Below are 14,540 nucleotides of genomic sequence, written 5' to 3' on the forward strand. Positions count from 1 at the left end.
GCCCGCCTCTACTCGATCGGACGAGCGCAATGACCATCGAGCTTCACCATCACCCCGGCCGGCGTCGGCCGAGCGGGACCGGGCACGACCCGGCGCCGAAGAAGATCAGCACGACGATGCGGGTCATCTGGTCCGTGGTCGCGGCGGTGGTCGCCACCGTGCTGGCCGTGCCGCTGACCGCGGGCCCGGCGACGGCGAGCGACACCAGTGGCGCGGTGGCCCGTGCCACGGCCTCCTACCGCGCCCTCCAGCGTTACCTCGCCGCCGACCACGGCCTCTACCTCGAGACCTATCCACACCGGGAACAGGACAACCCCTACTCCTACGTCTGGCCGTACTCGCAGGCGCTCGTCGGCACGCTCACCCTCGCCGGCCTGCCCGGGGGCGGCCGCTACGCCGGCGACGTCACCGACCGGCTGCGGGCGCTGGAGGCGTACTGGAACGGCCAGACCGATCCGCCCGGCTACGACTCGTACCTGCGCCCGCCGCTCGGCCAGGGCGGCGACAAGTTCTACGACGACAATGAGTGGATCGGGCTCGCCCTCGTCCAGCACCACAAGCAGACCGGGGACAAGGCCGCGCTGGCCCGGGCCGACCAGATCTTCCGCCTCGTGGTGCACGGCTGGGACACCGACCCTTCGCACCCGTGCCCAGGCGGGGTGTACTGGACGCAGGCCCCGTGGAGCCAGGACCGTAACACGGTGTCCAACGGCCCCGGCGCGGAGCTCGGCCTGCAGCTGTACCTGCGCACACGGAAGCCGGAGTACCTGACCTGGGCGAAGCGGATGTTCGCCTGGGCGGACGGCTGCCTGCGCGCGCCCAACGGCCTCTACTGGGACCACATCGACCTCAAGGGCACGATCGAGAAGACCCAGTGGTCGTACAACCAGGGCGTGATGCTCGGCGCGGCCACGCTTCTCTACCAGGCCACGGGCGACCGGACGTACCTGGACAAGGCACGGGCGATCGCCGCCGCGGCGATCTCCTTCTACTCCGCGGACGACCGGTGGTTCACCCAGCCGGCGCGGTTCAACGCCATCTTCTTCAAGAACCTGCTGATCCTCGACTCCCAGTCCCCTGACCCGGCGTACCGGAAGGTCATCCAGCGCTATGCCGACACGGTCTGGGACAAGGTCCGGGACCAGCGGACGGGCATCTTCCCGACCGACCTGGACAGCGGCCGGTTCAGCTTCACCGGCGGGAACCAGGTGACGCTCCTGGAGCAGTCGGCGATGGTGCAGATCTACGGCCTCCTGGCCTGGAGGCCGCGCGACTATCGGCTGCTGGCCTGAGCTCACGGCCGGAGACGGCTTACGGGCGGGGTGCCGGGGGGCACCCCGCCCGTGAACCAGGGGGAAGGGGCGAGCATCGGCTCCGCTCGGCGGAGGTGCGCGGCGGGTCCGCTTCCTCGGCGGAACCGGCCGGCGGCTCGTACGTCATGGGCTCTGGAGGACGGTCCGTCCCTGTGGCCTTCCGGGACGCTATGAGGCACATCCGGGCACGTCAACAGCGTCCTGCCGACAATGTCGAACGGTGGCGCGGGCACGCCGCAGCCCAGGGCGGCTTCAGGCTCAGACCGGGTTCAGTCAGACTCAGGCCGGCTTCAGACTGCGACCGACTTCAAGCTCAGGCCGGCTTCAGGCGGAGGACGGCCGAACCGTTGCCGACCGACACCACCTGGATGACGAGCCGGTTGACCGTGATCACCGCACCGGCGTGCGCGGTCACGTTTCCCGTGTTGGTGTTCGTGCCGCCGACGACGCTGCTGTCGCAGTCCTCGTCGCTCTGACAGTCGAGGCGGTTCGCGGACCCGGGAAGCGTGATCACCAAGGACACCTGGTGATCGTCGATGGACCGGACGTTGATGGTGCCGACCTGGAATCGCCGCGCGTCCACCGGGATATCGACCCCGCGGGTCACCGTGACCTCGCACTTGCCGCTCTTGCAGGCCTTCAGCGCGCTGCGGTTCGCCGTCGGCCGCGGGGTGGGCGACGCCGGAGTCGGCGTCGCAGTCGCGGCGGCCGAGGCGGGAGCCGGTGTCGCAGAGGTCACGACCGGGGTCGTCGGGGCGCCGCCGGCAGAGCCGTGCTCTCCCCGCGCGCACCCGGTGAGGACCGCGGCGGCCGCGATGACCGTCAGGCTCAGGCGCGTACGGCGAGGAAGACCAGCACGTCGAGGCATCATCTCACCGAACAGTAGCACGATGACTACGGAGAGTATATCTCCCGCTACCGTCAGTCCGCCGAGTCGCGGCCGGTGTCCTCGGCCGGGCGGACGGCGGCGTCGATGTCGTCGGCGAACGTGAGCTTCTCGGCGAGGCCGGCGTTTCGGAGGCGTCGGTGCAGCGCTTCCGGGCCCACGATCGTGACGCTCGCGGCCGGATCCTGGTCGACGTGGTGCTGGACGGAGGACACCGAGGCCATCCCCGCGGTGTCCCAGAAGGCCAGCCCCCGCAGATCGAGGATCAGGTCCGCCGGGTGATCCTTCAGGAGGTCGGTGACCGTGGCGAGGAGTTCCGAACCCGCCCGCAGGTCCAGATCGCCGGTGGCGGTGACCACCAGGCGCCGCCGGCCGGTCTCCTCATCGGCCGGCAGGGCGCGTGAGGTGAGGTGGAAGGGCGGGCGGGGGCCCGGCCGCGGAAGCGTGAAGGTGAGGATGGCATGGGTGCCGGCCGGGCCGGAGTGGAGGCTGAGGGTGTCGGCGGCACAGCGGATGAGCCACAGCCCGTGGCCGTGCCGGTAGGGCCACCGGTCGGCGATGTCGTCACCGGGCGTCGGCCGGCCGCCTGGATGGACCGGATCGGCGCCGTCGGCGGCCGGGTCATCACGAACGGCCGAGGGCGCGCCGTCGCCATCGTCGACCTGGCAGCGAAGATGGCCGGGCAGGTGCCAGATGCGCGCCCGTCCTGCCCCGGCACCGTGCCGGATGGCGTTGGTCGCCAGTTCGTGCACGCAGATGACGATGTCCTCGGCGCGGCCCTGCGGCATGCCCGCCGCGACGGCGTGGGCCTCGACCGCCGAACGCAGGGCGTACAGGGAGCCGCCGTCGAAGAGCTGGTCGAGGATCGGCGGCGAGGCGTCGCGGGCCGCCGGCGCCGCTTCGTCACCCTGTACGCGGCCGGGGCCCGGGCGGCGGTCGTACGGCGTGTCGTGGCTCATCGTCGGCTCACATCGACGTTGGGCAGATCGGCGACGCCCAGGATCACGAACCGGGACTCGATCGCCGGATGGGACTTGAGGATCACGCGGCGAGGGTGGGCGATGCTGCGCGCGGCATCCACGATCATGCGGGTGGTGGAGACGTCGATGAAGGTCAGCTCCGCCATGTTGACGGTGATGTCGCCGTCGACGCGGATCGCCTCGCTCAGGGCGAGCGCGAGGGCCTCCTGAGCCTGCACGTCGATCTGTCCGGCGATGCGGATCCCCGGCGGCGCGTACTGACGGCAGATCCGCAGCAGTTCGTCGTCGTGATAGGTGGCCGCCGCGACCGAATGGGCGTGGAAGGGGGTGACCGAGGCGAGGGTCACGGGGTCGAACCGTTCCCGGTCGTACTGGCACAGCACCGACAGAGCGGCGGTGGCCTCTGCGGTCGAGCCCGGGCCACATGCCGTTCGCGTCGCCAGCTCGCCGACCATGGCGGCGATCTCCCGCTCGAACACGGGGAGCTGCTCGATACCGTCGACCGGCCGCAGCGCCCATGCCATGTCGAGAGCGACCCGCAGGCCCCGGTACCCCTTCCGCTGGGCGACCGCGACCTGCTCACGCAGCCAGCCCACCGCCCGCTCGACCTCGAACGCCCGCCCGGCCATCAGACCTTCCTGGCAGTCCACGACCGCGATCGGCCCGGCGCCCGCGGCCGCCGTCCCTTCGGCCGAAGGATCCGCCGGGGCGGTGGCGGTGCCGAGTCCGCGCCTGCCCAGCTCGACCGCTGCCGCCTGCGGGGTGTCGCTGAGCCATACCACCCGCGATCCCGCCGCCAGCCCGTCGCGGACGAACGCGGCGGTCAGATCGGCGAGCTCTTCGCTCTCCCCGAAGGTCAGGCACGCGTGATCGTTGACCGTCAGGTCCGTGACCTGAGCCCCTGTTTCCAAGCTCACCGCGCCACCTCTTCCACCGCACCGACGGCCGCGACCCGCCGGCGCGACTGGGATCGTACGAATGTAACGGCCCGCCGGTCCGCCCGGGGCGCAAGCCCCCAGCACGCCGGATCGCGACCAGGCCGGTCACGCCTCCCACGAACGCCGGGCACCTCCGTACGCCCCCCCGGCCGGGCCGTCCTCCCTCCGTTCGCCCCGTCTACCCGGAAAAGCGCCCTTATCACCCACTTCGCGGCTGTCCAGCGCTGATCACCCTTCGGCGAAGATTCGCCCTCAGCTCATCTCCCCGTCGCCGCCCCGCGTGCCCGAAAGGCGACTTTTCTGATGTGGGTGGTTTCAAGGTGGTGCGGCTGGCCAACGCGGTCGCACCCCATTCCGGCGGACTCCGGACCGCGCTGCGCGAGCTGGGAACGGGCTATCTCGAGGCCGGGCACGAACCGGTCCTCATCGTTCCGGGGTCCGGTCCGCACGACGAACAGACGTGTCAGGGACGGGTGATCACGGTACCGGCGCCCATCGTCCCGAAGACCGGCGGCTATCGGCTGATCGTCGCGCGGCGTTCGCTGCGGCGGCTGCTGGAGCGGCTGGAACCCGACCGGCTCGAGGTCTCCGACCGGACGACCCTCCGCTGGACCGGTGAGTGGGCCAGAGCACACGGTGTGCGCTCGATGATGGTCTCCCACGAGCACCTCAGCGGCCTGCTGCGCGAGCTGGGTCCGCCGGGATTGCCCACTGAGCGCCTCGCCGACCGCATGAATCGCGCCACCGCGGCCTCGTTCGACGTCGTGGTCTGCACCACGGACTGGGCGGCGGAGGAGTTCCGCCGGCTCGGCGTGCCCAACCTGGTCCGCGTGCCGCTGGGCGTCGATCTGGCCTCCTTCTCCCCCTCCCGGTACGACGAGGAACTCCGGTCCTCGATCGTGCGCCGCGACGAACACCTCCTGGTGCACTGCAGTCGGCTCTCCCCCGAGAAACGTCCCGACCGGCCGATCGCCGCGCTCGCCGAACTGCGGCGCCGAGGGGTACCCGCCGTCCTCGCCGTGGTCGGGGACGGGCCTCGTCGGCGTGCGTTGGAAGCGCAGGCCGCCGGGCTGCCGGTCCGGTTCTTCGGCCATGTCAGCGCGCGAGGGCTGGTCGCGTCCCTGCTGGCCACCGCCGACGTCGCCATCGCGCCCGGTCCGGTGGAGACCTTCGGCCTGGCGGGGCTCGAGGCGCTGGCCAGTGGGACCCCGGTCGTGGCCAATCGGGCGAGCGCGCTCCCGGAGGTGATCGGGCCGGCCGGGCTCGCCGTCGAGGACGACCCGAAGGCGTACGCGGACGCGATCGAACGCCTCCTCGCCCGGCAGCGTTCGTTGCGCAGGAGCCTGGCGCGCGCCCAGGCGGAGCGGTTCGGCTGGTCCGGGGCCGTCGAAGGCTTCCTCAGGGCGCATGACGTGACGGGCGGGCCACCGGGTCGCTCGGATCCGCGACGTTCGCAGGTCGCCCCGGCCGCGGGCCGGTACTGCGTGGTGGACGAGCCAACGGGCGGGGGCGGCGCGGTGCACGAGCCAACGGGTCGGGGCGACGCAATGGACGAGTTGGCCGGCCGGACCAGCGCAATGGGCGAGCCAGCCGGCCGGACCAGCGCGGTGGGCGAGCCAGCAGGCCGGACCAGCGCGGTGGGCGAGCCGGCTGCGAGCGGGGACGCGGAATGACGGCGGTCTTGGGACACACCGATGTGCTGCGTTTCGTGGCCTTGGGCGACTCGGTCACGGTCGGGCTCGGCGATCCGGCGCCCGACGGGGGCTGGCGCGGTTGGGCCGCGCTGCTGAGCGAATCGCTCGCGCCTCCGGGACACGTGGAGCTGATCAATCTCGCCCGTTGCGGCGCGCGGGTCCGGGACGTGGTCGCCGACCAGCTTCCGTACGCGTTGGCGGGGCATCCGACGCTGGCGTCGGTGGTGGTCGGCGTCAACGACACGCTGCGCGGGAGGTTCGAGCTCGCGACGATCGCGTCCGACCTGGACGAGGCCATCGCGCAGCTCAGGGAGGCCGGGGCTCTGGTACTGACCGCGAGCCTGCCGGATCCTGGCATCATGCTGCGGATCCCCGGCCTGCTCCGGCATCCCCTGGCCCGCCGGATCCAGGCGATCAACACGGTGCTCGACCACCTCGCGGCCCGACATGGCACGGTCCACCTCGACCTGACCCGGCACCCGGCCCTCTACGACCGGCACATGTGGGGGGTCGACCGCATCCACCCGAGCGAACGCGGGCACCGCCTGCTGGCGCAGCTGTTCGCGGTCATGCTCGCCGACCATGGGGTTCACCTGTGGGACCGGCTCGACCCGCGACCCAGCCATCCCGCCCCGAGCACCTGGGCCCAGGTGCACTGGCTGGCGACCAAGGGGACGGGGTGGGTGCTGCGGCGATCCCTCGACCTGCTGCCTCACCTGGTGCGCATGGGGATCAGCGAGTGGTGGCACCGAGTCCGGAAGCGGACCGCACGGCTCGACGCGCGCCTGCGCTCGGAGATCGACAACGTCCTCGCGGCCCTGACACCCGAGCCCGCCGCGGGCAGCGGTGTCCTCGAGGATTCCTGATGGTGCTGAGCGTCCCGCTGGCGCTGCTCGGCGCGCTGCTGTTCGCGGTCTCCGCCGCCCTGCAGCAACGTGCGGCACGAACCGCCGCACAGCGGCACCACGCCGCGCGGCGGCGGTCGCCGACCCGGGTCGGCGCGGGCGGCCACCCCTCGTCCGCCGAGGAGGGAGCCCCGCCGCCGCGCGTATCGAAACTGCTCGTCCGGCTCGCGCGCGACCCCCTGTGGTTGCTGGGCTGGGCGGCGGGTGTCACCGGCTTCGGCGCCCAGGCGCTGGCACTGCACTTCGGGTCGATCGTCATCGTGCAGGCTCTGCTGGTCACCCAGCTGCTGTTCGCGATCCCTCTCGGCGCGATGTTCGGCGGCCGTCGGCCACTGCGCCGGGACTGGTCGGGGGCGGCCGTGGTCTGCGCCGGGCTGGTCCTGCTGGTGACCGTCCGCGGCGCGGTGCCGCAGACCACCGGGCAGGGATCCGCCGTGGCAGTGGTGGTGGCGGTGGCGGCGGGACTGATCGGCCTGCTTCTCCTCGCCGCCCGGTCGCTCCGGTCGTACGCGCAGTCCCGCACCGCCGCGCTCGCCGTCGCGGCCGGCATCTGCTTCTGCCTGACCGCCGTATTCGTGGTGTTCGCCGGCGACGACCTGGCCCGGCGCGGCCTGCTCGCCACCGCCCTCGACTGGCCGCCGGCCGCGCTGGCCGCCTCGACCGTGCTGGGCACGATCCTGGTGCAGAGCGCCTTCGCGGGCGGTTCGCTGGCGACCGCCATGACGGCGATGACCGTGACCGACCCGGTGGCCGGCTGGATCGCGGGCATGGTGGTCTTCGACGCCCCTCCGGCCGCGAACGCCGGCGTGATCGCGGGGAGCGCGGTCGCGATCGTGCTCATCGTGGTCGGCGTCGCGGTGCTCGCCACCTCGCCGAGCCTGCACGATGAGCGACGCGGTTCACCGGGAGGGTGAGACCTCCGCGTCGGCAGGACCGATGACCTCGTAGTCGCGCAAAAGCCCGGCGACGGTCTCCGTCCAGGGGTAGCGCTCGGCGGCGGCGCGAGCCGCGGCACGACGCCGGGCCGCCGGAATCGACAGCAGGCCGCGCACCGCGTCCGCCATGCCGCTCGGCGTACCGTCGCTGACCGCCCCGGAGCCCGGGCCGTCCAGGAGCTCCCGGGCCGCTCCCTCCGGAGGCACCACGACCGGTGTGCCGCAGGCCAGGGCCTCCAGGGTCGCCAGCCCGAAGGTCTCCGCCGGGGAGGGGAACAGCGCGACGTCGGCCGCGGCGACCAGCCCGGCGACGGCCCGCCGGTCGGACAGATGCCCGAGGAAGGTGACCGGCAGGCCTCGGGCGCGACGCCGGAGCCGCCTCCGGTGCGGGCCGTCACCGATCACGACCAGGGCGGCGTCCACGCCTTGGTCGCGCAGCGCGGCCAGGGCGTCGATCGCGTTCTCCGGGCGCTTCTCCCGCGACAGACGGGTGACCGTGACCAGGCGTACCGGCCGGTCGCCGTACGGGTCCGCGGAGGTCGCGGAGCACGGCGGGACCTCGGGCTCCGGCCGGAAGGTGGCGAGGTCGACGCCCAGCGGGATCCGGCGGACGCTGGGCGCGCCGATCCGCTCGAACTCGGCGGCCGAGAAGGCGGAGGTGACGATGACCCGGTCGGCGAGGCGGCTGAGGCGCCGGTTGACGATATTCGCCGCCGTACGCAGCGGGAACCAGCGTGGCACCCTCGGCAGCAGGATCGCGTCCAGGCGTTCGTGGGAGAACAGTACGAGCGGCACGCCGTGCCGGCGGCTCCACCGGGCCAGCCAGCCAAGGCTGATCTTGTCGCTGACCTCCAGAACGTCCGGTGGCATGGCGTCCAGCAGCCGGAGCACCCGCCTTCGACCGGTCAGGATCCGGTAGTCGCCGAGGCCGGGCAGGCTGAGGCCGCGCACCGTGATGCGCTGCCCGGCCGGCGTCTGCTCCACCGACTCGGCCGGCCCCGGCACGATGAGGACCCGCTCATGGCCGGCCTGCCGGTAGCCGCGGCCGAGTTCGTCGAGCGCGATGCGCAGGCCGCCTGACGTCGGGGTGTAGAAGTTGGCGACCTGCACGATCCTCAATGCGCACTCACAGCGTCCGCCGCCACCACGTCCGAGTAGGTCATCGCCCGGCCTCCCGCCGCGAGCACCGCTTCGATCGCACGCAGCGTGGTGTCGCGCAGGCCCGGGCGGTCCAGTTCGTCGGGGTGCAGGGCGATGCGCACCAGGCCGCCGCGCTTCGCCCGCCATCGCGCCCACTCCTTCACCAGGACGGCCCCGAGCCGCTCGCCGGCGCCCCCGGGCCGGTGCGACAGCGCGAACCCGCGCCACAGCCGCCCGTTCCGCAGGTCGCGTACGCCGAAGTGCGACGTGGTGTACCGGAATCCGGCCTGACGCAGCGCCCGGTTGGTGGCGGGCGAGGCCAGCCACCCCGGTGGCGTGAAGCCCGAGGCGACCAGGCCCAGCTCCCGCAGGACGGCCCGCCCCGACATCAGCCGGTCGGCCGCCTGCACCTCGTCGAGCGCGCCGAACTCGGCCGCGCCGCGAGCGACCAGTCGGCCCACCACCCGGCGTGGCAACGACCCTTCCGGGCCGGCCTGGTGGCTCCAGCCGTGCATCACGAGTTCGTCGCCGTCCGCGGCCCGGGCCCGGAGCACCGCCGCGTACCCCGGCTCGTCGGCGAGCGAGGTGCCGCGCCACGGTCCGGGGACCACGAGGAGCGACACCGGGATCCCCAGCGAGTCCGCGTCCGCGCACCAGCGTCGCGTCTGTTCGGCGGTCACGGGAGCGACATCGTGCACGCTCACCACCAGGTGCGTCACGCCGCGCCGCACCGCGAGTCCTCGACCATCCGGTCCCCCTGCTTGTCTGAGATGATTCGAACGGACGGCGGGACGATATGCCGGGTGGCGGTCGCGGAGAGGACGACCCGGTAGCGGGAACCTTCAGGGCACCCGACCATTCCGTGACCGACCGCCGCGTCCCCCGCCGTCGTAGGTGTCTCTCCGCCCATGCCCATCGGCCGGCTCCGCGTCATCCGAGCCTCTACACCCGTGCCTGTCGGCCGACCCACCGTCATCCGGACGGCTCCGCGCGAGCGACCGGGCCGCCCGCCGATGCCCGGACGCATCCGTCGGCGTCCGGTCGCCCGGACGTCTCCGCCGCCGCGCATCAGGCGGCCTGCCGCGCGGACCGGTCGTACCGGACGGCCTGGTAGTGGCCGACCAGTTCCTCACAGACGCTGCTCCAGTCCCGCCCGCGAACCGACAGCAGGGCCTGGCCGGCCATCTGCCGGCGCAGCGCGGCGTCGCCCACCAGAGTCGCGACCGCCGCCCGGAGCATGGCCGGGTCGTCCGGAGGATAGAGCAGGCCGTTGTAGCCGGGACGGACCAGGTCGAGCGGGCCTCCGGCGGCGGGCGCCACCACCGGGACCCCGGCCGCCAGACCCTCCTGAACGGCCTGGCAGAACGTCTCGTCCGCGCCGGTGTGCACGAACACGTCGAGGGAGGCGACCAGTTCCGACAGTTCCCGGCCGGTACGGAACCCGGTGAAGACCGCGTCCGGCAACATGCGCCGCAGCCTCCGCCCGGCCGGGCCGTCGCCGACCACGACGAGCCGGACGCCCGGCATGTCGGCCAGGTGCCGCAGGAGGGACACGCGTTTCTCGACGGCCAGCCGGCCGACGTAGCCCACGAGCACCTCCCCGTTGGGGGCGAGTTCGGCGCGCAGCGCGGCCGACCGGTGCCGTGGGTTGAAGCGCTCGTCGTCCACTCCCCGCGCCCACAGCGCCAGCCGGGGAACGCCGCGCCGGTGGAGCTCGTCCAGCGTGGGTCTGGACGGTGCCAGGGTGCGGTCGGCCTGTTCGTGGATATGGCGCAGCCAGGCCCATACGAGGTGGTCGGCGCCCCGCAGGCCGTACCGGCGGGCGAAGCCGACGACATCGGTCTGGAAAACCGCGACCGTCGGTACGTCCAGTCGGCGGGCGGCCGCGACGCCGGATGCGCCGAGCGCCAAGGGAGCGGCCAGGTGGATGACGTCCGGGCCGAATTCGTTGAGTGCGCCCGTCACCTGGCGCGTTGGTATTCCGACGACGAATGAGCGGTAGAACGGCAGTGCGACCCCCCGCGTCAGCCGTACCGGCTGACCCGCATGGCCGTCGGGCCCGGGCCCTGGTGCGACCACCAGGACCTCATGGCCTCGACCGGCCAGATGCTCCACCACACGGCATACCGAGTTCGTCACCCCGTTCACGCGGGGCAGGAACGACTCGGTCACGATGGCGACCTTCACGGCCGTGAGCCTGACTGCGCCGTACGACCACCGGGCCGCCTCGCGGTTCCGACCGAGGAAACATCCGAGGAACGGCGTTGATCGCAGCCGGTGAGCGATACCTCGCCGACCGTGGAACGGTCCTATCGGCATCCGGAAGAGCCAGAGAACCTCGCGACGTCACTCGGGCGACCACGTGAGCGGTCGTTCGGCGTCCGGGGTGTAGCAGCAGGTCGCACCGGTCGTGATCGAGGATCGCAGGATGCCGCCGATCTCGGCGTCCGCAGCGTAGATGTCATCGATCGCCCGCTTGATCGCTTTTCGTACGGCGGTGCGGGCGCGCTCCCGCGGGTCCGGGAACGACCGGGTACGGCCGCCTCTGTCGGCCGTACGGCTCAGCTCCTGCAGTAGCGCCTCACGTTCGGCGTGCAACCGCTCGTCCGGTTCCGGGTCGGAGGAGGCGGCCTGCGCGAGCCGGCGGGTCAGCTCTTCGGCCCGCCTCCGGTACGCGCTTCGCGCCCTTTCGTCGACCATCGGGTGACGTGTCGGTTCGGCGAGGGTGGTGTCGCCGGTGGCGGACGTGGCCAGCTCGAGGGCGGAGATCGGCCGGTGCGGGCTGGTCAGCAGGCGCGCGAGGTACCCGACCCCGAGACGGTGGGGGACGACCGCCTGGTGGTCTCCGAGCGACAGGACCCACAGGCGCCCCTGCCGGCGGATGGTGGCATGGCCTTCGTCGAGCCGGCGGCTGCGCTGGGCGAAGCGGTCGGCCCGCGACTTCAGCCCGACGGCCTCGGCCTCGCGCCGGGCCTGCTCGAGGAGGTCGGCCGCTCGCTCGCGGTCGCCCGCCCGATGGCGCCGGAGCAGCGCCTCGGCGAGGTCGCCCAGAGTGACGGCGGTCAGCGGCCGGTTCCCCAGGAGACGATCGGCGGTCACCGCGCGCTCGAGGTGTTCGACGGCGCGGTCGGGGCGGCCGAACGTGAGGGCGGCCATCCCGAGGGGGCGTTCGACCGAGCCGAGGCAGGTCACCGCCAGCGACGGCGTGATCGAGAGCTCCGCGTACGGGACGAGCAGGTCATAGCCCTCCCGGGCGACGGCGGCGTCCCCGAGGAGGAACGCGGTCTCCACGATCGACATCATCCCGCCCAGCCACGTGCTGGACTCGGGCAGGGCGGCGAGCCCGGAGGCGGTGAGCTCGTCGAGGATCCGCCGGGCGTTGCCGTGCTCACCCACGCGGGCGGCCATGACGGCGGCGGTCGCCTGGAGCCCGAACTCGGTTGGGATGAGCGTCGGTGAGGCGACGATCTCCTCGAGCATGGGGAGCATCTCGGCGTCTCGCTCCTGGAGCCAGCGAATGGTGACCAGCTGCGCACCCAGGTAGGCGAACGCGTCGGCGTCGCCGACCTCGCTGCCGAGTTCGAAGCACTCGGCGGCCCTCGCCTCCGCGTCCTCCAGCCGACCGGCACGGATGAGGAGCATCGTCTTCATGACCTCGGCGATGTACAGGACGCTGCGGCAGTTCAGGGCGTCCGCCCGGTCGCGCAGCTCGGCGAGGGCCCGCGGCGCCCGAGGATCTCCCAGGTGGAACAGGTCGGTGGCCCGCCAGCACAGGCCCATGAGCACGAGCATCCCCGCACCCGCCGGGGACGCGACCGCGATCAGTTCCTCGGCCAGTTTCAGCCTGGTCCGCGCGTAGCGGGGAGCGAGCAGCGCGTGGTGGGTGAGGGAGAGCGCCTCGGCGAGCACGTCGCTGTGGCCGAGCCGCCGCGCCTCCTCGAGGGCGTCGAGGACGGGGTCGACCGGACCGCCCTGGTACACGTCCTCGGCCGCCAGCCGAACGGCGAGCCGGCAGCGCAGCCGGTGTTCGCCGGGGAGCAGCGCCGTCAGCGCCTGGCGCTGCAGGCCGAGGACGCGCTCGTGGTCAGGCCGGGAACGGTGCTCGTTCACCCAGACCCCGCCGAGGCCGAGCGCCGCATGGGCCAGCTCGATCCGGTCCCCCTCGGCGGTCGCGGCGTCGACCGCCCGGCCGAACAGCACACGGGCCTCCGCCAGCCGGCCGGACATGAGCACCGTCTGCGCCCATTCGACCAGCAACGCCGCGACCGGGTCGGCCAGGCCCGCCTCCTCGTGCACGTTGACGGCCGCCTCCAGGATCGAGGCGGCCTGGTCGTAGTCGAAGCCCCCGACCATGGCCCTGGCGGCGGCCCGGCAGGCGGTGATCGCGCGGCGTCCGTCCTCCGGCGAGCGTGGCGCCGCCCGCAGGGCGTGGTAGGCGTAGCGCGTGAGCTGCCGGGGGGCTGGTGCCGCGGGTGGCCGGCCGGGAGGCGAGGAGGCGGTGAGCGGCGGACCGGAAGGCGACGGGGCGGTGAGCGGCGGACCGGAAGGCGAGGAGGCGGTCAGCGGCGGACCGGAAGGCGACGAGGCGGTCGGCGGCGGGGCGAGGACGTCGGCCGCCCTGGCGTGCGCCGCGCACCGCTCGCCGACGGTCAGGAGCTCCTGCAGCGACTCGCGGACGAGTTCGTGGGTGAACGCGAAGTCGCCCTGTCCGGGCGGCGCGACCAGCCCGACCTGCTCGGCTTCGACCAGGGCCTCGCCTAACTCGGCCGTCGTACAGTCGGCGACGGCGGCCGCATGCGCGATGGGAACCGAGGAACCGAGCACTGACGAACGGCTGAGGACCTGGCGCGCCCGCTCACCCAGCCGGTCCACGGCCTGGACGATCGCGGCCCGTACGTCCTCCGGGGGCAGCCGCCCGCCCACGGGATCGGCCGGTCCCAGGGCGATCACCCGGTGCAGGAAGAGCGGGTTGCCGCCGGTGAGCCGCCACAGCGTGCGCCGCAGGTCCGGATCGACGTCGCGATAGCCGTACGACCGGAGGAAGAGGTCGGTCTCGTCGACGTCGAGGTTGCGCAGCGTCAGCGATCCGGCCTGCCCCTCGAGTTCGGCCAGCAGCCCGGCGGCCGGCGAACGGCCGCCCGCGCCGTGGCGGCGGGTGAAGACCAGCGTCAGGGGCCGCCGGGCGAGGGCGCGGGCGAGGAATCGGGCGAGCAGGACCGCTCCCGGATCCGCCACGTGGATGTCGTCGATGACGACGAGCACCGGTGAGGCGTCACAGGCACGGGCGAGCTCCTCGCCGACCGCGGCGAACCGCGCGAACCGCTCGGGGTCGACGACCGGCCCGCCGCGATCGGCTCCGAGCAGGTCCGTCGCCGCTTCACGACCCAGGTCGGCCAGGACCGCCTGCCAGGGCCACAGCGGCGGAGCTCCGCCCTCGGGCCAGCAGGTGCCCCAGCCGACCGCGAACCCGGCGTCCGCCGCACGGGAGGCGATCTCCCGGCACAGGCTCGTCTTGCCGATCCCCGGGTCGCCGGCCACCACGACGAGGCGGCCTTCCCCGCCGCGCGCCGTGGTCAGCGCGTCGTCGAGCACGCGAAGCTCTCTCCCCCGGCCGACAAGGTGACGGTCAACCCCCGGCATGCCGTCATGGTGTCACCCGGGGTCCGGGGTGACGGTGCGTGAGCAGCGAAAGAAGTGGCCAGATACGGACAAATTCCCGGCGTCATGCGGGTGTGCCACGCCGTGGCAC

Annotated in this window: 11 protein-coding genes; 4 read left to right on the plus strand and 7 right to left on the minus strand. The window is 73.1% G+C overall.

Going from position 1 to position 14,540, the window contains the following annotated elements; translation table 11 throughout:
- Positions 1 to 29 precede the first annotated feature (29 nt).
- A complete protein-coding gene (locus AB0I04_RS09150; RefSeq protein WP_360881345.1) occupies positions 30 to 1,292 on the plus strand; it encodes a glycoside hydrolase family 76 protein in 1,263 nt (420 codons plus the stop codon).
- 334 nt (positions 1,293 to 1,626) lie between these two features.
- On the opposite strand, the gene AB0I04_RS09155 is transcribed toward AB0I04_RS09150, so the two are convergent.
- Genes AB0I04_RS09155 through AB0I04_RS09165 form a run of 3 tightly spaced genes read right to left on the minus strand, consistent with a single transcriptional unit; the run spans position 1,627 to position 4,096 of the window.
- Positions 1,627 to 2,184, minus strand: coding sequence for a hypothetical protein (locus AB0I04_RS09155; protein ID WP_360881347.1), 558 nt, complete (start codon positions 2,182 to 2,184; stop codon positions 1,627 to 1,629).
- Positions 2,185 to 2,234: 50 nt separating this feature from the next.
- Positions 2,235 to 3,158, minus strand: coding sequence for an ATP-binding protein (locus tag AB0I04_RS09160; protein WP_360881349.1), 924 nt, complete (start codon positions 3,156 to 3,158; stop codon positions 2,235 to 2,237).
- On the minus strand, positions 3,155 to 4,096 hold the full coding sequence (locus AB0I04_RS09165) for an MEDS domain-containing protein (RefSeq protein ID WP_360881351.1): 942 nt from the start codon (positions 4,094 to 4,096) through the stop codon (positions 3,155 to 3,157). The genes AB0I04_RS09160 and AB0I04_RS09165 overlap by 4 nt, the downstream gene beginning before the upstream one ends.
- 326 nt (positions 4,097 to 4,422) lie before the next feature.
- Here AB0I04_RS09165 and AB0I04_RS09170 point away from each other — a divergent pair, with 326 nt between their 5' ends.
- The 3 genes from AB0I04_RS09170 to AB0I04_RS09180 are packed head-to-tail and all read left to right on the plus strand — an operon-like array spanning position 4,423 to position 7,630.
- Positions 4,423 to 5,790 carry a glycosyltransferase gene (locus AB0I04_RS09170; protein ID WP_360881353.1) on the plus strand — a complete coding sequence of 456 codons (1,368 nt, stop codon included), beginning with the start codon at positions 4,423 to 4,425 and terminating at the stop codon, positions 5,788 to 5,790.
- The gene (locus AB0I04_RS09175) at positions 5,787 to 6,677 is read left to right on the plus strand and encodes an SGNH/GDSL hydrolase family protein (protein WP_360881355.1); all 891 of its coding nucleotides are present in this window, start codon (positions 5,787 to 5,789) and stop codon (positions 6,675 to 6,677) included. The genes AB0I04_RS09170 and AB0I04_RS09175 overlap by 4 nt, the downstream gene beginning before the upstream one ends.
- Positions 6,677 to 7,630: a DMT family transporter gene (locus AB0I04_RS09180; RefSeq protein ID WP_360881357.1), complete on the plus strand. Its 954-nt coding sequence runs from the start codon at positions 6,677 to 6,679 to the stop codon at positions 7,628 to 7,630. The genes AB0I04_RS09175 and AB0I04_RS09180 overlap by 1 nt, the downstream gene beginning before the upstream one ends.
- Here AB0I04_RS09180 and AB0I04_RS09185 read toward each other — a convergent pair.
- The 4 genes from AB0I04_RS09185 to AB0I04_RS09200 form a co-directional block, all read right to left on the minus strand.
- Positions 7,616 to 8,761: a glycosyltransferase gene (locus AB0I04_RS09185; protein ID WP_360881756.1), complete on the minus strand. Its 1,146-nt coding sequence runs from the start codon at positions 8,759 to 8,761 to the stop codon at positions 7,616 to 7,618. The genes AB0I04_RS09180 and AB0I04_RS09185 overlap by 15 nt on opposite strands.
- Positions 8,762 to 8,766: 5 nt before the next feature.
- Positions 8,767 to 9,522 (minus strand): polysaccharide deacetylase family protein, encoded by a 756-nt coding sequence (locus AB0I04_RS09190; protein ID WP_360881359.1) that lies wholly within the window; start codon positions 9,520 to 9,522, stop codon positions 8,767 to 8,769.
- A 337-nt stretch (positions 9,523 to 9,859) separates the two neighbouring features.
- Entirely contained in the window at positions 9,860 to 10,978 is a 1,119-nt protein-coding gene (locus tag AB0I04_RS09195; RefSeq protein ID WP_360881361.1) for a glycosyltransferase family 1 protein, read from the minus strand.
- A 159-nt stretch (positions 10,979 to 11,137) separates the two neighbouring features.
- Positions 11,138 to 14,431 carry an AAA family ATPase gene (locus AB0I04_RS09200; protein WP_360881363.1) on the minus strand — a complete coding sequence of 1,098 codons (3,294 nt, stop codon included), beginning with the start codon at positions 14,429 to 14,431 and terminating at the stop codon, positions 11,138 to 11,140.
- Positions 14,432 to 14,540: the final 109 nt, after the last annotated feature.

Origin of the sequence: Actinoallomurus sp. NPDC050550 (assembly GCF_040655075.1) — a bacterium.
In the GTDB taxonomy this organism is placed as follows: Bacteria; Actinomycetota; Actinomycetes; order Streptosporangiales; family Streptosporangiaceae; genus Actinoallomurus.